Annotated in this window: 24 protein-coding genes and 1 pseudogene; 21 read left to right on the top strand and 4 right to left on the bottom strand. The window is 43.6% G+C overall.

The genetic code is table 11. The features are described 5' to 3' along the window. Positions 1-229: 229 nt before the first annotated feature. From ED652_RS16880 to ED652_RS16850, 7 genes are all read left to right on the top strand, one after another. On the top strand, positions 230-2326 hold the full coding sequence (locus ED652_RS16880) for a TonB-dependent siderophore receptor (RefSeq protein ID WP_122055558.1): 2097 nt from the start codon (positions 230-232) through the stop codon (positions 2324-2326). Positions 2327-2503: 177 nt separating this feature from the next. Continuing rightward, positions 2504-3271 (top strand): DUF3450 domain-containing protein, encoded by a 768-nt coding sequence (locus ED652_RS16875; RefSeq protein ID WP_122055557.1) that lies wholly within the window; start codon positions 2504-2506, stop codon positions 3269-3271. After that, complete coding sequence (locus ED652_RS16870; RefSeq protein ID WP_122055556.1) at positions 3271-4647, top strand: MotA/TolQ/ExbB proton channel family protein; 1377 nt, start codon at positions 3271-3273, stop codon at positions 4645-4647. The genes ED652_RS16875 and ED652_RS16870 overlap by 1 nt, the downstream gene beginning before the upstream one ends. Next, the gene (locus ED652_RS16865; protein WP_010429842.1) at positions 4647-5207 is read left to right on the top strand and encodes a MotA/TolQ/ExbB proton channel family protein; all 561 of its coding nucleotides are present in this window, start codon (positions 4647-4649) and stop codon (positions 5205-5207) included. Before ED652_RS16870 ends, ED652_RS16865 begins: the two co-directional genes overlap by 1 nt. Further along, positions 5204-5608, top strand: a complete 405-nt coding sequence (locus tag ED652_RS16860; protein ID WP_004731145.1) for a biopolymer transporter ExbD — start codon at positions 5204-5206, stop codon at positions 5606-5608. Before ED652_RS16865 ends, ED652_RS16860 begins: the two co-directional genes overlap by 4 nt. A gap of 19 nt (positions 5609-5627) precedes the next feature. Further along, positions 5628-6248, top strand: a complete 621-nt coding sequence (locus tag ED652_RS16855; protein WP_122055555.1) for an energy transducer TonB — start codon at positions 5628-5630, stop codon at positions 6246-6248. After that, positions 6245-7423, top strand: a complete 1179-nt coding sequence (locus ED652_RS16850; protein ID WP_076670796.1) for a lipopolysaccharide assembly protein LapB — start codon at positions 6245-6247, stop codon at positions 7421-7423. The genes ED652_RS16855 and ED652_RS16850 overlap by 4 nt, the downstream gene beginning before the upstream one ends. Before the next feature lie 151 nt (positions 7424-7574). Here the strand turns inward: ED652_RS16850 and ED652_RS16845 are convergent, their stop codons facing one another. After that, positions 7575-7898 (bottom strand): hypothetical protein, encoded by a 324-nt coding sequence (locus ED652_RS16845; RefSeq protein ID WP_122055554.1) that lies wholly within the window; start codon positions 7896-7898, stop codon positions 7575-7577. Between the two features lie 416 nt (positions 7899-8314). Between ED652_RS16845 and ED652_RS16840 the strand changes: the two genes are divergently transcribed. From ED652_RS16840 to ED652_RS16800, 9 genes are all read left to right on the top strand, one after another. After that, positions 8315-8944 (top strand): PepSY-associated TM helix domain-containing protein, encoded by a 630-nt coding sequence (locus ED652_RS16840; protein ID WP_122055553.1) that lies wholly within the window; start codon positions 8315-8317, stop codon positions 8942-8944. Between the two features lie 84 nt (positions 8945-9028). Beyond that, complete coding sequence (locus ED652_RS16835) at positions 9029-9547, top strand: DUF2271 domain-containing protein (RefSeq protein ID WP_102578774.1); 519 nt, start codon at positions 9029-9031, stop codon at positions 9545-9547. Positions 9548-9665: 118 nt separating this feature from the next. Beyond that, on the top strand, positions 9666-10502 hold the full coding sequence (locus ED652_RS16830) for a DUF4198 domain-containing protein (protein WP_017109579.1): 837 nt from the start codon (positions 9666-9668) through the stop codon (positions 10500-10502). A gap of 115 nt (positions 10503-10617) precedes the next feature. Continuing rightward, positions 10618-10953: a hypothetical protein gene (locus ED652_RS16825; RefSeq protein WP_065677077.1), complete on the top strand. Its 336-nt coding sequence runs from the start codon at positions 10618-10620 to the stop codon at positions 10951-10953. Next, the gene (locus ED652_RS16820) at positions 10950-11546 is read left to right on the top strand and encodes a hypothetical protein (protein ID WP_122055552.1); all 597 of its coding nucleotides are present in this window, start codon (positions 10950-10952) and stop codon (positions 11544-11546) included. Before ED652_RS16825 ends, ED652_RS16820 begins: the two co-directional genes overlap by 4 nt. 49 nt (positions 11547-11595) lie before the next feature. Then, complete coding sequence (locus tag ED652_RS16815) at positions 11596-12531, top strand: metal ABC transporter solute-binding protein, Zn/Mn family (RefSeq protein ID WP_122055551.1); 936 nt, start codon at positions 11596-11598, stop codon at positions 12529-12531. Continuing rightward, positions 12531-13265, top strand: coding sequence for a metal ABC transporter ATP-binding protein (locus ED652_RS16810; RefSeq protein WP_017104781.1), 735 nt, complete (start codon positions 12531-12533; stop codon positions 13263-13265). The genes ED652_RS16815 and ED652_RS16810 overlap by 1 nt, the downstream gene beginning before the upstream one ends. After that, positions 13265-14140 carry a metal ABC transporter permease gene (locus ED652_RS16805; RefSeq protein ID WP_122055550.1) on the top strand — a complete coding sequence of 292 codons (876 nt, stop codon included), beginning with the start codon at positions 13265-13267 and terminating at the stop codon, positions 14138-14140. Before ED652_RS16810 ends, ED652_RS16805 begins: the two co-directional genes overlap by 1 nt. Before the next feature lie 2 nt (positions 14141-14142). Continuing rightward, entirely contained in the window at positions 14143-15063 is a 921-nt protein-coding gene (locus ED652_RS16800) for an ABC transporter substrate-binding protein (RefSeq protein ID WP_122055549.1), read from the top strand. A gap of 127 nt (positions 15064-15190) precedes the next feature. Here the strand turns inward: ED652_RS16800 and ED652_RS16795 are convergent, their stop codons facing one another. Continuing rightward, positions 15191-15421 carry a DUF2986 domain-containing protein gene (locus tag ED652_RS16795; RefSeq protein WP_065105800.1) on the bottom strand — a complete coding sequence of 77 codons (231 nt, stop codon included), beginning with the start codon at positions 15419-15421 and terminating at the stop codon, positions 15191-15193. A 97-nt stretch (positions 15422-15518) separates the two neighbouring features. Here ED652_RS16795 and ED652_RS16790 point away from each other — a divergent pair, with 97 nt between their 5' ends. Together ED652_RS16790 and ED652_RS16785 are read left to right on the top strand one after the other, a co-directional pair. Next, positions 15519-16034, top strand: coding sequence for a GNAT family N-acetyltransferase (locus tag ED652_RS16790; RefSeq protein WP_102383122.1), 516 nt, complete (start codon positions 15519-15521; stop codon positions 16032-16034). Between the two features lie 2 nt (positions 16035-16036). After that, entirely contained in the window at positions 16037-16432 is a 396-nt protein-coding gene (locus ED652_RS16785) for a nitrous oxide-stimulated promoter family protein (RefSeq protein WP_019822759.1), read from the top strand. Between the two features lie 118 nt (positions 16433-16550). On the opposite strand, the gene ED652_RS16780 is transcribed toward ED652_RS16785, so the two are convergent. After that, positions 16551-17948, bottom strand: a complete 1398-nt coding sequence (locus ED652_RS16780; RefSeq protein WP_122055548.1) for an MATE family efflux transporter — start codon at positions 17946-17948, stop codon at positions 16551-16553. Positions 17949-17998: 50 nt separating this feature from the next. On the opposite strand from ED652_RS16780, the gene ED652_RS16775 reads away from it, so the two are divergent. The 3 genes and pseudogenes from ED652_RS16775 to ED652_RS16765 all read left to right on the top strand — a co-directional run bounded on the left by ED652_RS16775 (position 17999) and on the right by ED652_RS16765 (position 19882). Further along, positions 17999-18892 carry an AraC family transcriptional regulator gene (locus ED652_RS16775; protein ID WP_122055547.1) on the top strand — a complete coding sequence of 298 codons (894 nt, stop codon included), beginning with the start codon at positions 17999-18001 and terminating at the stop codon, positions 18890-18892. A 120-nt stretch (positions 18893-19012) separates the two neighbouring features. After that, positions 19013-19399: pseudogene (locus tag ED652_RS16770) on the top strand (transcriptional regulator). Between the two features lie 147 nt (positions 19400-19546). Further along, on the top strand, positions 19547-19882 hold the full coding sequence (locus ED652_RS16765; RefSeq protein ID WP_017104789.1) for a winged helix-turn-helix domain-containing protein: 336 nt from the start codon (positions 19547-19549) through the stop codon (positions 19880-19882). A gap of 118 nt (positions 19883-20000) precedes the next feature. Here ED652_RS16765 and ED652_RS16760 read toward each other — a convergent pair whose 3' ends face one another. Then, positions 20001-21152 carry an MFS transporter gene (locus ED652_RS16760; RefSeq protein WP_017109590.1) on the bottom strand — a complete coding sequence of 384 codons (1152 nt, stop codon included), beginning with the start codon at positions 21150-21152 and terminating at the stop codon, positions 20001-20003. Between the last annotated feature and the right edge of the window lie 239 nt (positions 21153-21391).

Raw genomic sequence — 21391 nt, 5'->3', positions numbered from 1 at the left:
AACGAGCTGTAAATATCTGTATCGAATTGGATTTGTATAACCTGTTAAAACCGCTAGGTAAGCGCCTTTACAAAGCTTTACGAATGCAAAGAATGTAAATTTAATGCAAATGGTAATAGTTATCACTTATATTCACTCCCGAAATGATTAGTGGTACCGGAAACGGTTCAACGAGTACATCGAATAAATAAAAAGTGCTCGAATAAAAGAATAAAGCGGAGTAAAGGACATGTTTTCAAAGAGCCCATTGGCTTTAGTGATCGGCGCAGTATTAGCTTCACCAGCAGTATTGGCAGAAACAGTAAAAACAGACGAGCACATGGTTGTTGAAGGTCGCGACTACGGTTACAAAGCCGACACGAACACAACAGCAATGCGCATGGAGGCCACTCAATTAGAGACTCCGGGACAAATTTCGATCATTGATGAACAGCTTATCGATGAGCAACGTGCTAGTACTCTGGGCGAAGTTTTACAAAACGATGCAAGTGTTAGTGCTGGTGGTACAAGCCGTAACCGAGAGCGTTTCTCTTTACGTGGATTCGATCTAGAAAGTTCTTCGGGTTTTCTTCGTGATGGCAAACAACATTGGTCTCACTACCGTCAACCTATTGAATTACTTGAGCGAGTTGAAGTAGTAAAAGGTCCTTCAGGTCTACTTTATGGTCAGTCAGCTCCGGGTGGTTTGATTAACATGGTAGCTAAGAAACCAACCTATGAAACTCAAGTAAGTGTAAGTCAAGATATTGGTTCAAATGATCACTCTCGTACAGTAGTGGACGTAAGTGGTAGTCTCAACGAAGCTCAGACATTACGAGCTCGTACTGTTATAGCTAAAGAAAGTTATAGCTCATGGCGCGAATATGGTGATGGTTCAAAGCCACAAACTGAAAGGTTAGTTGGTGGTCTTTTCGTTGATTATGATGTTACAGAAGACGTACTTGTGTCTCTTAACTACGACCGTACGAATGATGATGGAAGTGTTGATTCAGGTGCACTATTTGTTGATGGTAAACAAGTAGGTAGCGATAAGCATATTTGGGACGCTCAATGGTCTGAGATTGAAAATGATGTAGAGAATATTGGTATCGATGTCAATGCTAACCTTACTGATTCAATTCGACTGAGTACTGGATTTAATTATCAAGATTTTGAGCGTACTGATGTAGAAAGCTTTCCGGGCTTCGACAATTTAAACCCTGATGGAACTGGTACGGTTTCTCATGGTGGTAGCCATCGTCAAGATAATTGGCGTTTTCGCACTGCTTATTTAGACGTAGTTAGTGACTTTGAGTTGGTAGGTATGGAACACCAGTTCTTGGTTGGCTCAAACTGGTTAGGCTATAGCTACAAGCGCGACCAATTGGGTTATAACTCAGTAGATGTTGCTCCTGGTGAAAGTGTAGGAACACCAACGTTGAGTGGTAGTGACCGCCATACATTTAGCTCATACGATTCTTGGGGTTTCTATGCTCAAGACCTAATTTCAATAAATGAACAATGGCAAGTTTTAGCGGGCGTACGTTTTGACCGTAAAGTTGCAAATGGTGTTGCAGAAGAACATGTTTCTCCGAAGTTAGGTGCTATTTATCATCCAACTGAAAACGGTAGTGTTTATTTAACTTACTCTGAAAGTTTCGAGCCTCAAGGCATGGTTTCGAGTGGTCGTCGTACTTATACGAATGATGGCGAACTTCTTGACGCTAAAGTGGGTAAGTCATACGAAGCCGGCACGAAATGGGAGCTTATGGATAACAGCCTGTTCGTTTCCGGTGCGATTTTTGATATTACCCAAGATAGCATCGCACTTGATGTTAAAGAATCGAACGGTGATTACACTAAAACACAATCTGGTGAACAACATCACCGTGGTGCAGAAATTTCAGCTCAAGGCTTTATTACAGAACAGCTATCACTTAGTGGCTCTACTATGTACCTAGATGCTGAAATTGTTAATCATGAAACGTATGCTGGTAACCGTCCAGCAGATGTTCCTGAGTTCTCAGCGAGCCTTTGGTCTAAATACTCTGTAACTAATGCTACTGATGTAAACGTTGGCGTTATCTATGAAGGGTCACGTTATGGCGACGATGCTAATACATTCAAAAAAGACGGTTACACCCGTGTTGATATGGGTGTTGCATACACGCTTAAATATGATGCTGACTTAGATATGATCGTTAGGTTTAATGTTGAGAATCTATTTGATACGGATTACTTAGCTGGTGGTGGCTCAACTGATGTAATCAATGGTCAGGTATATGCTGACGGTGTAGTCATTGGCGAAGGTCGTAACTACATGGCAACTTTACAGGTAAAATACTAATTTGTTAGTAGGGTACTATTGCTAGCATAAATATAAGGGGAAAGTTTCGGCTTTCCCCTTTCGTGATTCTGCTATTTAGTAAAATATCCCTAGTAATGTGAGTGACTTTTAATGATAATGAGACTGCTTATCAATAAAATTCATTTGACCTTCTTCTTATAGTAAATGACTACAATTATGAATCTTTTAAAAACTAGCCTAGCACTTGCGATCAGTTTGGTTGCAACGTCTTCGATGGCAAACAGCTTGGATCAAGCTCAATCAATTCAAAACAAGACCAATAACGCGTCGGCTTCGAGCCAAAAGGTTATTGATAAAAGCTCACAAGCGACTTTAATGCTGCAAGCTGAGATTGAGCGTCTGCAAGAAGAAGTGAAAAACCTAGAAATCTATCATGACCATCTTGCCGCATTAGTAGAAAGCCAAGACAAAGAGTCTGAAAGCTACCTAGCGCAAATCGACGAAATTAAACTGACACGTCAAGGCGTTGTGCCTTTGATGTACAAGATGATCGACGGCCTTCAAGAAACCATTGAAAACGATCTTCCGTTCAAAAGACAGAGTCGCCTGAATCGCGTAGAAAAGTTAAGAGCGATGATGACGCGCGCTGATGTCAGTGACGCTGAAAAATATCGCCGAATTCTAGAGGCATATCAAATTGAAGTGGATTACGGTATCAAACTCAGTTCTTACGCTAGCCGTGTTGAGATAAGTAAAGACAAAGTACTTGAAGTTGATGTTTTACACCTTGGACGTATTTCACTGGTCGCACGTAACTTAAACGGCACTCAATATTGGTCTTGGGACCAAAATAGTTCGCAATGGCAAGAACTTGATTCTTCGATGAAATCTGAGCTTGATAAAGCCTTCGATATTGCTAACAAACAAGCGTCACCTAGTTTGATTACTTTACCTGTTTCTTTAACTGTTGCGGAGGTTAAGTAATGAACTTAAAGCCATTAGCAGCATTGCTTTGTATTACTTCAATTTCATTTTCTGCTTTCTCAGCTTCTGATACGACTGCTCAGCTAGTTAACAAGGCTAAATCAGAGAATCGTACTCAAGCTTCCCACAATGTTGTCCGTGAAGCGGATTTCAAAAAGACAGAACAAGAGCTGAAAGCGATCAAAGCACAGCTTGATGCGAAACGTACATCGGTTCAAAACGCGACAGATGTTCTTACTCAAACCTTTAGTGATAATGAAAATAAGCTGGCGCGTTTAGAAGAAAAACTGCGCTTAGAGACAGGCAGCTTAGGTGAGTTGTTTGGCGTTGTTAGACAAAATGCGAAAGATCTCGATCATGAAATATCTGACACCGTCACTAATGTCGATCGAGCTACTTACACTGAAACTGTTTATGACATCGTTGACGCTAAATCGTTGCCATCGATGCCTCAATTAACAGGCCTTTGGCTAAGCATGATGGAGCAAATCCAAGCAAGCTCAGAGATAAGCAAATCGACAGTTTCTCTTGTTAATGATGAGGGAGTAACTGAAAGTGCGGAGGTTTATCGCCTAGGCTCTATTGGTTTGGTTGCAGAGCCAGGTTACGTATGGTGGGATTCCAAGCACCAAGATGCGATTGTTTATTTGAAACAGCCATCTAATGGTCCAACACTGGCATCGCTTTCTTCAATTGCGAATGGCGAAGTATCTAATGTGGTTGTCGATCCCTCTCGTGGATTCATGCTGGAACAATTAGCTTTAGAACCAAGCTTAGCTGACCGCCTTCAAGCGGGTGGTGTGGTTGGTAAAGTGATTCTTGGATTATTGGCTATTGGCCTAATCATCGCGTTGGTTCGTGGTATTTCTCTTGCTATCGCTCGTCAGAAGATTCGCGCACAACTTAAGAATCCTGAACAACCGGGTAATAACCCGCTTGGTCGTGTTCTTGCAGTTTACAACAAAGAGCAAAACCAAACGGTTGAAGCACTGGAGCTCCGTCTTTTAGAAGCCGTCGTTGATGAACAGACTCATTTAGAGAAAGGTTTATCGATGCTAAAACTTCTAGCAGCACTCGCACCAATGCTTGGCTTGTTGGGCACCGTAACCGGCATGATCGAAACATTCCAAGTGATCACACAATTTGGTAATGGTGACCCTAAAGTGATGGCTGGTGGTATTTCGATGGCGCTTGTAACAACGGTACTTGGCCTAGTTGCTGCAATGCCATTGTTATTGGCACATAACATTCTTAGTACTCAGTCAGAGAACATTCGCAATATTCTTGAGAAGCAGGGTATTGGCCTTGTTGCTGAGCAGGCAGAAAAGACAGTTGAATCAAAAGTTGTTGTTTCACCAGTTGGGACTGCTGCGTAATGGATATTTTGTCGGGTTCTCTATTACCAGCGAGTTGGTTAACGAGTGACTGGCTGCTGTCTTTATCAAGCTTTATGGAGCAGGGTGGTTTCGTCCTGTGGTGGCTAGCGGCTGTTGTCCTAGTGTATTGGGTGCTTGTGGTAGAACGCGTGCTTTATCTTGCGTTCTATTTTCCAAAGCAACGCCAAGCTTGGATTGCAAAGTGGCATGAAAGAGAAGATCACTCTTCTTGGCATGCTAAAGCCATTCGTGAAGGTTGGTTAGGTCAAGCGAGTATCTTACTTAACCAAAACTTGAATTTTATTAAGCTGTTAGTCGCTATTTGTCCGATGTTGGGCTTGTTAGGCACCGTAACCGGTATGATCTCTGTTTTTGATGTCATGGCGACTCAAGGAAGCAGCGATCCTAAATTGATGGCTTCAGGTATCTCGTTGGCGACGCTGCCAACCATGGCGGGTATGGTTGCTGCACTAGCGGGCATGTTTGTTCATGCTCGCTTAGCGAAAGTGTGTAACCGCTTAGAATTGAAATTAGAAAAATCTTTAAGGAGTCAACGATGAGACTCGGTCGACGTCATTCTAAAAACGAAGAGGCTCAAATAGACCTTACTTCGATGCTTGATATTGTCTTTATCATGCTTATTTTCTTTATTGTGACCAGTTCATTTGTTCGTGAATCAGGGGTTGAAGTCAATCGCCCACAAGCTTCTAACGTAGTAAGCCAAAAGGATGCGGGCATCTTTGTTGCGATTACGTCTGCGAATGACATTTTCATTGATAAACGTGTCGTTGATGTTGAACGTGTTCAAGCGACGTTAGAACATTTATTGCTAGAACAACCTGATGCTTCTTTGGTTATTCAAGCGGATGAGCACGCTTACAACGGTACGGTTGTTAAAGTGATGGACGCCGCTAAAGGTGCGGGTGTTAAAAACATTGCGCTTGCTGCTGAAAAGCGATGATCTTGGAGGATCTTCATAAATGATTCGCCTATTTCTTGCTTTACCGCTAGCGGGAGCATTGGGTCTAGCGCTGTTTTCTTTCATGGCTTGGATGGTAGATAATGGCCACCAACGTTCACCAGACAACAGTGAGACGTTAAGTTTCAACATGGTGATGGTTGAAGCTGAACAAGAAGTCCAGAGAAGACAACGTGCAGTTCCTGAACAGCCAGAAATGCCAGAGCCACCGCCAGAAGCGCAAACGTCTCAGTCACAAGCTGAGGTCACGCCTCTGAATTCGATGTCTTCACTGCATTCATTGGATTTGAATACATCGGTTGATGGCCTCGCGATTAACGCGCCGACATTTTCGGACTTTGGGTCAAACCAACAGGCAATGCCTTTGTATCGAGTAGAACCTCGTTACCCAGCAAAAGCGCTTAAGCGTGGTGCTGAAGGGCATGTCATTATGTCTTTTACCATCGATGAAACGGGACGCCCGATTGACATTCAAGTCACTGACGCGAACCCACGTCGTATGTTTGAACGTGAAGCGATGAGAGCACTTAAAAAATGGAAATATCAACCGAAAGTCGTGGATGGAAAAGCGATAGCTCAGGTTGGTCAAACCGTGAAACTAGAGTTTAAGTTGGCAAAATGATGAAACAGATATGGATATTAGTGGGCTTGTTGTTAATGCCCCTTACAACACAAGCAAAAGAGCTAACTCAATATACTGCTATTCGTGTTCAAAAGGCGCATAAGCTTGCTCAAGATGAACAGGTTAAACAGGCGATTGATGTGCTTGCGGGCTTGGAGCTTTCTAAAGGCTACGATAAAGCGTACGTAGCGCGCATGCTTGGTGTGTTTTACTGGCAAGATGGTAAAACCGACACGGCAATTAAGCAGCTTACTTATGCGGTCGACAGTAATTTACTGGTGGATGAACAGGCTTGGGTAACGAAACGCATGCTTGCTGATCTATTACTAAACGATCAGCAGTTTAAAAAAGCGCTTCCGCACTATTACGAGTTAGTAAAAACTGCGCCAGAAAAGGAAAAGAAAGATACACTTTGGATGCGAATTGCACAAGCTGAATATCAAATTGAAAACTGGTCAAAAGTACTGGTGGCCATTGGTAATCGCGATAAGTTCAATTCAAAACAAGAGCTATCACCTTTATCGCTAAAATTGGGTGCTCAGCTACAGTTAAAGCAGTGGAAACCGTCTATTCCGACACTGGAAAGCCTCATTGAACTTCAACCAGAGAAAGATAACTGGTGGCGTCAACTTGTTGGTATTCAGCTAAGATTAGAACGTAATCGTGATGCATTGAACACGTTAGCACTGGCTGATCTACAAGGTGTTGAGCTGAAAAACTCAGATCGCCGCTTGTTAGCACAGCTTTACGCGAAACGCGGTATTCCAGAACGTGCAGCTCAAGAAATTAGCAAGCTAGATGATGCGAACAGCGACGTTCAACTTCTAGCGGAGCAAGCAACCTACTGGCAGCTAGCGAAAGAGTGGGACAATGCGATTGAAGTGTGGACGTTAGCGTCTAAAAAAGACACTCAATATCATTGGAATGTGGCTCAACTATTGGTTCAGCAAGGTTACTACGACCGAGCGCTTGTTGTTTTAGACAAAGTGAAAGACAAAAACAAACAGGCTGACGTTGCGTTAGCAAAAGTGCGTTCATGGTATAAGTTAAAGAACTTAGACAACGCCCTTGCTCAAGCTAAGCGTGCGAACAACATTGAACCCTCTTCTGAAGCAAAAGGTTGGATTAAGTATCTGACTCAGCTAAGAACTGTGAGTGATAACGGAAACGTCTAACTGCTAATAGCAAACAGAAGACAAGAAGTAGTACACAAGAAATAAGAAAAGCAAAAGGGTGTCATTTGATCGTTCAAATGACACCCTTTTTCAATTTGTCTCATAATTTAGTCGGCTAGAGTCCATCTAGTTTTGTTGTAGGATTAATCGATTACGGATCGCACATCACCCCAATAGACGTTGCACTTTTAATTATTCCATTGCTGTCAGCGATCCAGTTAATAGTGCAATCACGAGAAGGGTTTTTAAAAGCGTGCAGAGTACTACCATCCTCTAATGTTTTTTGAGTCTCTTTCCATGCAAACGTTCGTGATTCCCAAAAGCTGATAGGCCGTGATCGCTCGGTTAGGTAGCGCTCTTGTACTTCGGCTATGTCTGAACCTATGTACTTCTGGATATGTTCTTCCGTGCTGGCCACTTGGCTACTGCACGCTGTTGCTAGCGCAGCAACAGCCAAAACAACAATAATACGCATGTCAAAATCCCTTTAAGCTTATTTAGCTCTCTTTCGTCGGTTGCAGATCCTACTGGTTGGCAACGTACATCCACCGACGAATCCATTGTTTGTTGATCTTTAAAGTGATCCAATCGCTGAATAGTCCCAATTCTCAATCGTTAAAGCCACTATTGCTACCTTAAACTAATCTCAATCAAGCATGTTTAGATTGAGATTTTTTGAGGCTTGAGCTTGTTATCAGTTAGCTCAAATACAACTTATCAATTGCCTCTAATACAAGTTAGCAAGAATATGCAAACAGTTCGATTACTTCCCATGTAATGTTATGTAAATTTCCTTACGCTGCTCGGCAAACGTAAACAATGTAAATTGAATGCCAATACGAATGATTATCAACTAAATTGTCGCCATAAAATTTATAGGTATTGGTTTGTATGTCGTTAAAAAGTAGGGCGGTTCAATCATGGGCTCGTCGACTTCATGTTTATATTTCAATGGCGCTTCTGTTCGTTGTTCTTTTCTTCTCAGTGACAGGTATCACCCTTAATCGACCTGAGTTATTTGAATCAACACAACCCAATATCCAACGGTCTACGTTAACGCTTCCTACAAGTTTATTTTCAATCCAAGACGGTCGATTAAAAGCCGATGAAACGGCCTTTGAAACCTTTTTGTTTGAAGAAGCCAACCTATCTGGCGTTCCTTCAGGTTTAGACATCTACGCAGAGATTGAAGGCGGTGAGTTACTCATCGGTGAAGTGTCTATGGACTTCAAAGGACCAGGCTACAACGCTTCTGTGTTCGTTGACGTGATGTCTGAAATGGTGGAAGTCGAAACCACCAATTACGGCGTTATCGCACTGTTGAACGACCTACATAAAGGGCGTAATAGCGGTGAAGTTTGGAAATGGTTTATCGATATCACTGCGCTGCTGATGATCTTCTTTGTGCTTACTGGCGTGTGCTTACTGTTACCTAAGAAAAAAACGCTCAATACCTCCATTAAATGGACGGTGTTTGGGTCTGCAATCTCACTTGCTATCTATTTTGTCGCCGTACCTTAACCCTCTATTCGGTTGATGAGTCTGCTTGATGAATCAACTTGAAGATCGAATTAAAGGTTAAACGGATTTAAAAGGTTGTTAAACATGAAAAAAATGAACTGGAGCAAGGCGCTTCTTGCTTTATCTCTTTTGCCAAGCCTAGGTATGGCACAAGCGATCCCTGATACGGCAAAACTTGATGTGAACTTTAAGCTTCCAAAGATTGATACCTCTATGTACGCGCGTCCTTATGTGGCGGTGTGGGTAGAGAACAGCGAACGAAAGTCAGTGAAAACCATTGAGCTTTGGGTCGGTAAAGATGAATGGCTTAAAGATTTACGTAGTTGGTGGAGAAAAGTGGGGCGTTACGACCGTGAACTCGTTGACGCTGTGACATCCGCAACGCGTCCTGCTGGCCAGTACCGTTTCGTCTGGGATGGTAAGAGCGATGAAGGTCAAACTTTAGAACAGGGCGAGTATACGGTTCATATCGAAGTGGTTCGCGAACACGGTGGCCGTAATTACCTTCGTCAAAAAGTATCACTAACGGATACAAATGCTTCCTATGAGCTAAAGGCAACGGAAGAGACGGGTGAAATCACTCTGAACTACATCGCTAAATAGTAAGTGCGAATAGTAACTAGTAAGTACGAATTAAAACCAAGCTGAACAGAATAGACAGTCGTCATCGTAGGCTCAGATGGAGCGACACGGCTAACAATTATAAATAATGGAATTGAACATGATGAAACAGACAAAAATTAAGGCACTTGCACTAGCGGGTGTTATGGCATTCGGCCTAGCAGCAACGACTACAGCGCAAGCTCACCCGCGTTGGATCCTGCCGTCTCACTTTACAGTGTCTAAAGAAGGTGGTGACTGGTTAACGTTCGACGTGACTGCTTCTCATGGTACGTTCGTTTTTGATAAGCCAGCAGGCAGTGAAAACGCTCATGTCATCATGCCTGATGGTCGCAGCGAGCGTCCTAACTTTGTTATTCGTGGTAAACGTCGTTCAATCTTTGATTTCTACTTCGAAGAAGAAGGTACGCACAAAGTTGCGATTAACAATGAGCCTTCTTACTACACGCAATACAAAGCGGGTCGTCGTGACACAGTGAAATGGATCAAAGCAAACAAAGCGGAACGCGATTCAGTTCTTCCTGAAAAGTCGCGTGACGTGGTAACACAAATCAGTTTCACCCGTGCAGAAAGCTACATCACAGTGGGTAAGCCATCGGATTCAGTATTTAAGATTGAAGGCAAGTTACTTGAAATGAAGCCAGTCACGCACCCTTCAGACATCATTGAAGGCGAACCGGTGACTTTCCAATTCTTCTACAACGGTGAAATCCAGAAAGACGTGAAAGCGGAGATCACTCGTGAAGGCACGCTTTACCGTAACCACCAAGAGCAAATTGATGTTGTGAGTGACGAGAACGGTGAAATTACGTTTACTCCAGACGTAGCGGGTCGTTACGTAATGAAAGCGAACTACAAAGGTGAGTTGATTGACAACCCACTGGCAGACAAAGCAAGCGCGAACGTTCACCTAACGTTCGAAGCACTGCTTCAGTAATCTGTGATATCGGGGCTCGATTCCTGATTAAGCAACTAAAAACTTAAGGGCTCATTTGAGCCCTTTATCGCTCAGTTAACTTCTGAGAATTTGCACTGTGGCTAGGGTACGAACCATGACAATAAAAATAAAACTAAAATCGATAATCACTCCATGCTTGGCTTTGGGACTTGGTTTCGCTGCATTACCTGCGCAAGCACACTTTCCACTGATGAGTTGCTGGTTTGAAGGCAAAACTGTGGCTTGTGAAGCGGGTTATTCCGATGGCAGCAAAGCGATTGATTACGCGGTTGAGATGTACGATTACGAAGACAACTTGATTGCAAAAGAGATGACAGATAAACGCTCTATCGTTGAATTCCCAAACCCTGACACTGAGTTCTACCTTGTATTCGATTCAGGCCATGAGTTTCCTGTTGAAGTCGATGTTGTTGAGATCAGCGAAAAATGATGATTCAAGGCGTACGTGCTGATACGGGGGGCAGAGAAGGTAAATGGGTAGGGCTAATCATTGTATTCATCCTGAGCTTTGCTACGGTCGCGATCCCATTTCATCAAGCAGAATCCCATGTGAAAGCGGTACTTGAACATCAAACTCTGGTGACCGATGTTGAACAAGAAAACTTGGCAATGTTGTCAGATCTGCGTTTAGCGCATGAAGAGATTCGCGACCTGCGTATGGACTTAGATGGCGAATGGCCAAGTGTTGTGTCACTTAAAGATGAGTGGGTCGCGCCTTTTGTTGAAGACCAGAGTTGGAAGCGCAAAGGTTCTCATACTTGGTTATTGGACGAGCGTGGTTACTACTTTTCTACGCCAAGTGAACACGCTACATCAAGTGAATATGCTGCACAAAGCGAACATGGCTTTGCAGACTCGTTTATTTTAAACGCGAACAGCGTCTCTCCTGAAATCTGGATCTACTTCGGTGGAGTAGCAGAACAGCCTACTCGATTTGATGAAAATACACTGGAATCAGCAGGTTGGAAATTGGTGGTGAATGAGTCAGAAGTTGCTGATCAGCATGATGCTTCTTCACATTAATCCCGGACTCGAGAAAAACAAAATGATCACTAATAATAAGAGATTTACTATGCGAATTATGACTCTATTGATGTCGTTATTGGCGGTGTTAATGACACCCAATGCATTGGCAAAAGAATACAAGATAGATAGCAACAAGCTAACGATTGGCATAACCCTCCAGCCTTATTACAGCTACGTAAAAGCCGTGGTGGGTCACAAAGTTAACATTCTTCCATTGGTTGATGCTGGCTTTAATCCGCATAACTACTTGCCACAACCCAATGATTTGAAGCGATTGAGCCAGATGGATGCAATCGTGGTAAACGGTATTGGTCACGATGACTTCGCGCTTAAAGTGATTTCAGCCGCGCAACGTGATGACTTAGTGGTTATCGAAGCAAACAAAGAAGTGCCTTTGCTTCCTGCATTAGGCCAGTCTGTTGGTCAAGGTGCCGTTAATCCGCATACCTTTGTTGGGCTTTCGACAACGATTCAAAAGGTTTACACCATCGCGAGCGAAGTCTCTAAGCTTGACCCAGACAACGCTGCGTTTTATCGCAAGAACGCGCGTAAATACGCCAAGCAATTTCGCTTTATGAAGCGTGATGCAATGTTGTCACTGGGCGAACTCGATACATCAGGTATGAAAGTCGCGACTACACATAACGCTTATGGCTACATCCTTCAAGAGTTTGGTGTAGATGTGGCGGCGGTAATTGAGCCTGCACACGGTGTTGAACCAAGTGCTAGCCAACTGCAAGAGACGATCGAAAAGATCCGCGCATCGGGTATTGATGTTCTGTTCTATGAGCTCAACATGCCAAACCGTTTTGTTGACACCATTGAAGCGGAAACGGGCGTTCAGCTTTACCGTTTCTCTCACATGACGCACGGCGAATATGAAGACGACAAAGTAGAAGTTGAAATGAAGAAGAACCTAGAAACGTTAATCGAAGCAATGAAATTTGCAGCGGCTAACCAAGCTAAAAGCGGGAACGCATAATGCTAGGTCCATCAATTTCAATCAATCAACTTGGTCTGCAATACGATAACAACGTCATTCTTGATGATATTTCACTAGAACTTAAAGCGGGTGAGTGCCATGTGATCATGGGGCCAAACGGCGGAGGCAAAACCTCTTTGTTGCGCTCGGTTCTTGGTTTGACGCCTTTCTCTGGGCAAATCAATATTCATTGGCCAGAAAAGCCAAGTATTGGTTACGTTCCTCAAAAAGCGACCTTCGAATCGAGCTTACCCCTGACGGTCATGGATTTCGTATTGCTTAACCAAACTCGAATCCCGTTATTTTGGCGTCGTAAGTCTAAGCAATTGGATCTTGCATTGGCGCAATTGGATCGTGTGGGTATGGCGACTCGTAGCGACCGCCGTATGGGCCAGTTATCGGGCGGTGAACAACAACGAGTGTTGTTTGCTCAAGCCTTATTGGATAACCCAAGCCTATTGGTGTTGGATGAACCTACGACTGGAATGGATGAGCAGGGCGTTCGTTATCTTGAATCTCTAATTCGTGAATGTGTTGATGAAGGCCGCACGATTCTTGCCGTTCACCATGATGTAACCGCAGTACGTCGCCTTGAAGCGAATGTACATGTTGTGAATCGATTCTTGGTTGATAGTGGTCCACATGAGCAAGTGCTGCACCCAAGTAAGATCGAGAGTCTATTCCAGCACTACAGCAGTGGTGCAGCCATCGTTAAATCGAAGGAGGTTGCGTAATGGAATGGTTACGACAACTTGCCGTAAGTGGCATTGAAGCGGGTTGGTTATCAGACAGCTTCATGTATGCGTTCATGGTGAATGCATTGGTTGCTGCGTTGTTACTGGGCCCGTTACTAGGTGGCCTTGGTACTTTGGTGATTGCAAAGCGTCTGGCTTTCTTCTCTGAAGCGGTAGGTCACGCGGCGTTAACCGGTATCGCTATCGGTGTTCTGCTTGGTGAGCCACCAGAAAACCCAATTATTGGTTTGTTTAGCTTCTGTATGATCTTCGCTTTGCTTCTTCACTTTGTAAGAAACAGAACCAATGTGCCATACGACACCTTAGTCGGTGTGTTTCTAGCGCTAGCATTGGCAGTAGGTGCGGCATTGCTGATGTACGTGGCGCGTAAGATCAATATCCACATGCTTGAGAACGTGTTATTTGGATCGATTCTCACGGTAACAGACCAAGATTTAGCAATTCTCGCAGGCAGCTGCGCGATCATCATTTTGCTGTTGATACCGACGTTCAACCGTATTCTTCTGACCTGTATCAGCCCTGATATTGCCAAGGTTCGTGGTTATAACACCAGCTTCTACGACTACCTGTTTGTCATGATGATCACCTTAGTGACGATTGCAGCGGTGAAAATAGTGGGTGCGGTTCTGGTTGGTGCGTTATTACTGATCCCAGGTGCTACGGCTCGATTGCTAACTAAGCGCATGGGCAGCTTTGTTTTACTGTCCGCGTTACTGGCAACCATCGCGTGTTTGGTTGGGACTGTGTTGCCTATGGAGTTAAAACTTCCAGTGCCATCTGGCGCTTCAATCATCATCGTTTCTGCAACGTTTTTCCTAGCGGCAACGCTATACCGAATTGTAAGAAAGGCATAATCATGACTTCTTTAATGAATCGTATTTCAAGTTCACTAAAAGCAACGGCTCAAGTGAGTGCAGTCAGTATATTGTTAGGTGCCTCAATAGTGTCTTTCAACGTAAATGCAGAGGATATCCTCACCAGTACGCCCGTGACTTACGCACTAGCAACAGAATTGACCAAAGGCACCGACATTACGACCGAATACCTACCACCAAAACGTTACGGCATTGATCGCTTGCCTAACTGGTTTGGTACTAAGGGCGCAAGTAAGGTACTCAAGTCAGGTGAAAAGGCGACCGTTGCGTTAACGCTGTCATCTATTTGGCAAGCTGATCCTACATTTGTATATGCAAGGCAGGGAAACATCCGTTTGGTAGAGGTGGATGCGGCTCAAGCGATTACACCGCGCGCGCAAGGTGTCGCTGCGCTGACGTTATCGAGTAGTGAAGTGTCTAAATACGCGTGGTTAAACCCAACCAATCTAACGCGTATGGCGGCAATCGTGGCTGACGACTTTAAGGTATTGTGGCCAGCGCAAGCAGAAATGATTGATAGCAACCTACAACGCGTGATGTTGGATGTTCGTGAACTGATTAACAAGCAACAAGCGGTATTATTGGATAACGACGTAGATTCAGTATTGTTGCTTTCAGAAAGCTTGGAAGATTTCGCCTCTGGTAGTCAGCTGTTTGTTGAAGAACGTATGTTTAAAGCAGAACTGGAATGGACAGAGGAAGATAAAGCGAAGCTCAAAGCGATGTTTTCAGAAGACGATGCTCTATGGTTAGTCACAGCGAAAAAGCCGACGACTTTGATTAAGTCACTGGTGCCTAATGAGCGAATTCTTGTTGTTGACTCGGTAGACCGTTGGGGAAGAGCAGGGATAAATGCAAAAGCGCCGTTCGCACGCTGGGAAATTGAACCTTTCAAAGGTTAATTCAATAGCCAAGTCGCTAGATTAAAACGGTAGGATCAAAAAAGCAGCTCAAATAGAGGCTGCTTTTTTTGTTCTTGTCCAATGGCTCTGTTCGGAGAGGTGGACAAGAGTACTGCGAGTTTGCGATTTACTCTGCAGCTTTTGTCTCTTCAGTTTCGATACCAGCTTCTTCAGATTCAGTAGTTACTTCTACAGATCCTTCTGCTTGTTCTAGAGCGGCTTTCGCTTGCTCTTCAGCTTCCATTTTTGCGCGGTCAGCTTTAGAAATATAGCGAGGCTTGTTGCTACCATGCAGTTTAGAATTCGCCTGTTTCTGTCTTTTCTTTAGAATTTGATTGATTTTTTTCTTACGGTTCATTGCTGCATAGCCTTGTATTTAGTTTATGCGGTGGAGGATAATCATTTTAGATCTAGAACTCAATATTTACATGGTATTCAGCAAGGAAAATATCACTATGCAGGCAGTCGAGACCACTCGTTTACGATTAAGAATGATCACTCCTCAAGATGCGGCGTTTATCCAGCGATTATATAGCTCAGAAGATTTCTTGCGTTACATCGGAGACAAGGAGATCACTGATACTGACAAGGCTGTTGAATACATAGAAAACAACATTCTCAAAATGCATCAAGAGAAAGGTGTGTGCTTATTGGTGGTTGAAATTAAAGATTCCTCAACGCCAATTGGAGTATGCGGATTAATTAAAAGAGATACCTTAGAGTCTCATGATATTGGTTATGGTTTTGTCCCTGAAGTCTATGGGCAAGGTTTTGCATTAGAAGCGGCACAAGCGATAATTGAACAAGCTAAGCATAATGCTGATATCGATCATTTAGTTGCCATCACTACCTCTGATAACATTCGAAGTATCGCACTACTGACTAAGTTAGGTTTTGTGTTCGAACGAGTTGAAGAGGCGATTAATGAAAGCGTCAATCTCAACCTGTACGGTTTCTCATTAGGTAATTAATCATGTTCCAACATAACAACATTCTACAAGGCGAGCTCGAGACGGAGTACAAAACCGTTATTGCGATGGTGCACATTTACTGCAAAGATCACCATGGTGCGGTTCGTCAGAATAACGCGTTATGTGAAGAGTGTGAGCAACTGTTGCGTTATGCAGAGACACGACTTGATAGATGCCCTTATGGCGAAGCAAAGCCGACCTGTAACAAGTGTCCGATTCATTGCTATAAGCCTGACCCGAAAGAGCAGATGCGTTTAGTGATGCGCTATGCAGGACCAAGAATGCTACTTAAGCATCCGATTTTAGCGATCAGGCATTTGATTCATGAGAAACGGAAAGTGCCAGAGAAGCCACTGCCAAATGTGTCTAATCGACATATCCGAATGAACAAGAAGTAACTGGCGCTCTAAATCAATTACTAACGACACGAAAAAAGGTCTGATTTCTCAGACCCTTTTGTTTTAAATCCGCTCTCTAAACCTAGAACCTAGAACCTAGAACCTTGAACGTAAGAGATTACGCCGCTTGAGGCTCTTCGTAGGTAACCGTCAGGTTATTGATCCAGCGTCGGCTCAAGTATCGGTGTGAACAGATGGCCAGTTTCACTACTTCTTCTACCAACATCAGGCCATAGATGTATTTGAAATCCCATCCAGCGACAAATGCGCCGTAAACACACACTGGAATCCCAACCATCCACATCGCGATGAAATCCATGCGAAGGCAGAATGCATTGTCACCACCAGCACGAATAATGCCGTTGATGATCACCATGTTGAGCATGCGAATTACCACAGCAAAGCACATGATCATCATTGCTGGCGCGGCGAGTGGGTATAGCTTCTCGTTTGTTAAGTTCAGCCAATTCAATACGTGCTCTTTGCCTAGGAAGAGAAGAAGGCCGACAACGGCGCCAAATCCAATCACAGCTTTTATGAACGTCAGACCCATGCTCATTGCGTCATCAAATTCATCACGGCCGAGTGAGTGGCCAAGTAATACTGAACACGCTACAGAAATACCAAAGAATATTGAGTAACACAACGATTCGAATGGCGCGAGCATCGAGAAAACCGCAAGCTCTGTTGTGCCCATGTGACCGAAGATCATTTGGTATGCCATAGTACCCATTGCCCACAACACGGCGTTCATCGTTAGCGGCAATGCAATACGTCGGTAAGACAGCCATAGTGACGGACGATGTGGTGAGCTTGGAGTGGTTAACAGCCAGTGTTTACGCATACGCATGTAGCTATACATCAAGCCCACTTGAATCAATCGCGCTAAGGTTGTCGCTAATGCCGCACCCGCCACGCCCATTGCTGGAATACCAAAGGTACCTTTAATAAGAACAAAGTTAAGCGCAATGTTGAGTGCAATGGTAACACCGCCTAATAATAGTGGTGTTACGGTGTCACCCGATGAGCGCATGCTTGCTTCCACCACGACAACAATATGAGTCAGCAGCAGAACAGGGAAGCCGTACCAAAGGTAAGTGGCGCCAAGCTCAATCACGGTTTGATCGCTGGTTTGCAACATCATTAAAAACTGGGATCCAAGAGTGATGATTGCAGTGACAGGCAGCAGAACTTTTAAGCCAAATACCATTGCGATGGATGACACGGTACGCGCACTTTTTCGGTCATTCTTTCCCCAGTATTGAGCGACTAATGTACCGTTTGCTGAGGCCAACCCTGCCATAATCATAATAGCAACGAAGTGCCATTTTGATGCAATTCCCACAGCAGCCGCTGCTTCCATGCCAAAATCACTGACCATTAATACGTCAGCAAGGGCAAGAATAGCAACCAGCGCACTTTGCAAAGCAACAGGCAAACCAAGTTTAACGATACGAGGTAATATGCTCTCTGGCTTGTTATTCATAGATGAGTTAGGGTTGATATTAGTTGTCATAAGCTCTCCGATTTATGGCAGAACTATAGTGATTTGAGCGAAGTAACAACATGTTTAAAAAACAACAAAACCTGTGCAAACCTGTCATTGATACAATGAAGCCTAAATCTACGTGGCAAGATGATGTTTTTCTCGCGGAACATTGCAAAGAACGTTTTTTGACCGTTGAAGATATTCCAGAAATGAAAAGCTGCGGTGTTTACATGGGTGGCATGGCGAAGTTATATGACGCGTATTGGGTTGAACGTGAATCTGTGAATGTTCATACGTTGATTTTTACTCAAGAAGGGGGCGGAATCCTAACGACCGCAACCTCGGTACAAGCCATCACGCCATACACACTTGTGGTTCTGCCCGCGGAAACGCCATTTCGCTTTGAACTAGATCCTCAATACAACTATTGGAAAATGGCGTGGATGCTGACGCCCGATACCCCGCAATGGCAGCATATTGCGAGTTTAGGTCAGAGCATTGTGCCTTTCGGACAGTGCGAACAAATCTGGTCGCTGATGAACTTGGTTCACTTTGAAATTGGCGGCCGTGCAAGTTACAGAAAACTGCTCATGAGCGAGATCATTCGAACCTTAACGGGCTTTGAGCCCAAATCGACCAGCACCACGGCACGTGTTCAGGCGTTATACAACGAAATCGAGAGCAGTCTACATTTAGCGTGGACCGTAGCGGGGATGGCAGAACGTGTTTTCATCAGTGAAGAACAGTTAAACCGAGTCACTAAGTCGTTGTTTAACGTGTCTCCACGTAGCAAGTTGATACAACTGAGAATGGACAAAGCGACCAGTTTGTTGAAGCAGCAAGATTGGTCAGTGTCGATGATTGCCAACCGCTTAGGCTACAAAGATCCTTATAATTTCTCACATCGCTTTAAAAAGCATTTTGGTTTATCGCCAAGTCAATATCGAAAGAGTCATCGGGTTGCCGGTTAGCGTTGTTTATTTCCTCGATCAATTACGCAAGATCAATCTTTGCAGTAATAATACCGTATTGAGATATCTATCAATTTAGTATTTTTACTCTATTCGGTACTATTGGAAATATCCAAGAGGGTGACTGCATATGCAATGCGAGGAATTAATGCAACAAGCTATCAAAAGTGTGAATGATTTTGAATTCCCGTCAAAGGTTATTCTAGATAATAAAGAGTTTCAATCAGGTACAAAAATTGTTCGAAAGCAGGGTTGTGGTTCAATAATAGGAACGCTTTCTGAGCCTCATCGTAAAGTACTTTTCTATCTTTACCTCAATAGAGGCCAAGTTGTAAGTAAGCAAATTCTCAAGAGTGTAGGTTGGGCTGGTAAAGCGGTGACAACTGCATCTGTGTTGGTTGCTATTTACGAGATACGAAGGATTCTCGACTGCCGTTGTATACAAACCGTTTCCAACGAAGGGTATGTTATGGAGTGATAAATAATCTCCTATTGATATCCTATTAATATATTAATAATAAAAATTTAATCTCTTTACCGTACGAGTTCCATTGATTATCGTCAATTCTAAAACGTCCACTTATAAGCGACGTTATATAAATATGAATGAATCTGACATTGTCGCTGGCTATATAGTAAGGGAATGATATAAAAATGGACTCTTATCCTGCAATAGAAACGAACCACTCTGAAAACAACCTAGTACTTGAATTAAACGGTAAAATTGTTGAACTCAACACCAAACTCATCCGCAATGTTGAAAATGGTTACGTACTGGCTACTATGCCTTTGGCGTACCGAAAGATCATTTTATTTATGAATCGACATCGGGGCGAACTGTTCAGTGTTAGTCAATTAAAGAAGATTGGCTGGGAAAGTGAGAAAGTCACCAATTCTTCTGTGATCGTCGCCATATCGGAAATTCGATCTTTGTTTGGTGATGGGCTGATCATGACGATAACGGGTGAAGGTTACGTGTTCCAACCTTAAACACTGTTCGCTGGTTTTATATTTCTCCGCATTATTACAGTTAAAGAAAAGGGCGCTTCATTTAGACGATTAGTCACACGAAGAGCCCCACTATTCTCTATCTAATGAACTTGCTATATCACTCGCCAGCAATCTGTAGAGGAGAGCGCTTTAGGCTTGCGATTAACATGTAAATCGTTGTCGCTAACAGAGACGCAAACAGGTAAGTAAATAGTCCCGCTTGAGAGTCCATAAAGCTATCTGCTACTAATGGTCCTGCGACTGAACCGATGCTGTAACACAGCAGCATAACCTGAGTCACTGACACCAGATAGCTTGGGTCTAAGTTACGACAACCTAAGTTAATCGCAATTGGGTAAAGTGCGAATGTTGCCATGCCCAGTACGAATAGGCTCATGCCTAGTACGTAGAAATCATGGTTTATCGTTAGTACACCAATGCTTGCAACCCCTAGTAGGCTGAACAGAGCCATTAATAACACTTGTCCTATGTGGTGAGATAACCATGTCACCATCGGCTGAACAGCCATACCACCCATAATTACTAACGCCATCAAACCACCAATATCTTGGTGTGCGATGTTGCGCTGAGCGAGCTCTACAGGCATCAAGCCATAAATAGAACCAAGTGTTAGCCCCGATACAATACAACCAATTAGTGCGCTGTGGCTCAGTTTGCTGATTTGCTTAAGTGATAAAGACTTAGCATCGTGAATTTGTGGTGCTGTCGCTTGTCCGTACATCAACACAATGATCGCACCAAACAACAAGGTGAACATTGCAATGAAAGGCACGCCGCCTGTAATACCAAGGTATCCAATGCCAAGTTGACCAACAGCAGATCCGCCGTATAGCGAACACATGTAAACCCCTAAACGTTTCGCACGCTGAGATTCATCACCGCTCATTAGCCAAGATTCTACAATCACGAAGATACCTGCAACAGCCACACCAGCCACAAAGCGAGCTAATAGCCATACCGCTTGGTGTGGGATCAATGGCAATACAAGGATCGTTGCGATGAACACACTCAATGCGATGACGAACGCGTCTTTGTGACCAACGCGCGCGATCGCACGCTCAATCAATAATGTACCCGCTAAAAGACCTGCATAAAAGGCACTCGCTAACCAACTCGATAGATTACTGTCTAAGCCATACTCAGACAGCATTAATGGTAATGAACTCATTAAGTAGCCTGAAGCGATCGCGTAAAAAGACAATGCAATAACAGGAACAGTTATGCGAGTTGTTGGTTGGATGTTGTCCAATGCAGGAGCCTCTAAATAGTGAAAGAAACGATGAATTTTCCGAGACTATGGGGGAGAAACTGGATTGGGTAAAACGAATAAAAATGGTCGTGAAGATAAAATAAATTTATCGTGTTTGTTGGCTAAAATACCGTTGTGATATTTCATGTTTTCGCGATATTTTCTGCGGTTAAATAGCCGATATACCCGTGATCATTGAAGGTGCTTGATTTTAGCCAAAATGAGGATCATGCTAGGTG

It is taken from the genome of Vibrio sp. Evd11, assembly GCF_900382755.1.
Classification (GTDB): domain Bacteria; phylum Pseudomonadota; class Gammaproteobacteria; order Enterobacterales; family Vibrionaceae; genus Vibrio; species Vibrio lentus.
The sequence above is the reverse complement of the archived record's forward strand: the minus strand, read 5'-3'. Positions and strand labels throughout refer to the sequence as shown.

Excerpts from the sequence above, each read along its gene's own strand:
- ED652_RS16880 (WP_122055558.1), top strand. The coding sequence starts at position 230 with ATGTTTTCAAAGAGCCCATTGGCTTTAGTGATCGGCGCAGTATTAGCT.
- ED652_RS16875 (WP_122055557.1), top strand. The coding sequence starts at position 2,504 with ATGAATCTTTTAAAAACTAGCCTAGCACTTGCGATCAGTTTGGTTGCA.
- ED652_RS16870 (WP_122055556.1), top strand. The coding sequence starts at position 3,271 with ATGAACTTAAAGCCATTAGCAGCATTGCTTTGTATTACTTCAATTTCA.
- ED652_RS16865 (WP_010429842.1), top strand. The coding sequence starts at position 4,647 with ATGGATATTTTGTCGGGTTCTCTATTACCAGCGAGTTGGTTAACGAGT.
- ED652_RS16860 (WP_004731145.1), top strand. The coding sequence starts at position 5,204 with ATGAGACTCGGTCGACGTCATTCTAAAAACGAAGAGGCTCAAATAGAC.
- ED652_RS16855 (WP_122055555.1), top strand. The coding sequence starts at position 5,628 with ATGATTCGCCTATTTCTTGCTTTACCGCTAGCGGGAGCATTGGGTCTA.
- ED652_RS16850 (WP_076670796.1), top strand. The coding sequence starts at position 6,245 with ATGATGAAACAGATATGGATATTAGTGGGCTTGTTGTTAATGCCCCTT.
- ED652_RS16845 (WP_122055554.1), bottom strand. The coding sequence starts at position 7,898 with ATGCGTATTATTGTTGTTTTGGCTGTTGCTGCGCTAGCAACAGCGTGC.
- ED652_RS16840 (WP_122055553.1), top strand. The coding sequence starts at position 8,315 with ATGTCGTTAAAAAGTAGGGCGGTTCAATCATGGGCTCGTCGACTTCAT.
- ED652_RS16835 (WP_102578774.1), top strand. The coding sequence starts at position 9,029 with ATGAAAAAAATGAACTGGAGCAAGGCGCTTCTTGCTTTATCTCTTTTG.
- ED652_RS16830 (WP_017109579.1), top strand. The coding sequence starts at position 9,666 with ATGATGAAACAGACAAAAATTAAGGCACTTGCACTAGCGGGTGTTATG.
- ED652_RS16825 (WP_065677077.1), top strand. The coding sequence starts at position 10,618 with ATGACAATAAAAATAAAACTAAAATCGATAATCACTCCATGCTTGGCT.
- ED652_RS16820 (WP_122055552.1), top strand. The coding sequence starts at position 10,950 with ATGATGATTCAAGGCGTACGTGCTGATACGGGGGGCAGAGAAGGTAAA.
- ED652_RS16815 (WP_122055551.1), top strand. The coding sequence starts at position 11,596 with ATGCGAATTATGACTCTATTGATGTCGTTATTGGCGGTGTTAATGACA.
- ED652_RS16810 (WP_017104781.1), top strand. The coding sequence starts at position 12,531 with ATGCTAGGTCCATCAATTTCAATCAATCAACTTGGTCTGCAATACGAT.
- ED652_RS16805 (WP_122055550.1), top strand. The coding sequence starts at position 13,265 with ATGGAATGGTTACGACAACTTGCCGTAAGTGGCATTGAAGCGGGTTGG.
- ED652_RS16800 (WP_122055549.1), top strand. The coding sequence starts at position 14,143 with ATGACTTCTTTAATGAATCGTATTTCAAGTTCACTAAAAGCAACGGCT.
- ED652_RS16795 (WP_065105800.1), bottom strand. The coding sequence starts at position 15,421 with ATGAACCGTAAGAAAAAAATCAATCAAATTCTAAAGAAAAGACAGAAA.
- ED652_RS16790 (WP_102383122.1), top strand. The coding sequence starts at position 15,519 with ATGCAGGCAGTCGAGACCACTCGTTTACGATTAAGAATGATCACTCCT.
- ED652_RS16785 (WP_019822759.1), top strand. The coding sequence starts at position 16,037 with ATGTTCCAACATAACAACATTCTACAAGGCGAGCTCGAGACGGAGTAC.
- ED652_RS16780 (WP_122055548.1), bottom strand. The coding sequence starts at position 17,948 with ATGACAACTAATATCAACCCTAACTCATCTATGAATAACAAGCCAGAG.
- ED652_RS16775 (WP_122055547.1), top strand. The coding sequence starts at position 17,999 with ATGTTTAAAAAACAACAAAACCTGTGCAAACCTGTCATTGATACAATG.
- ED652_RS16765 (WP_017104789.1), top strand. The coding sequence starts at position 19,547 with ATGGACTCTTATCCTGCAATAGAAACGAACCACTCTGAAAACAACCTA.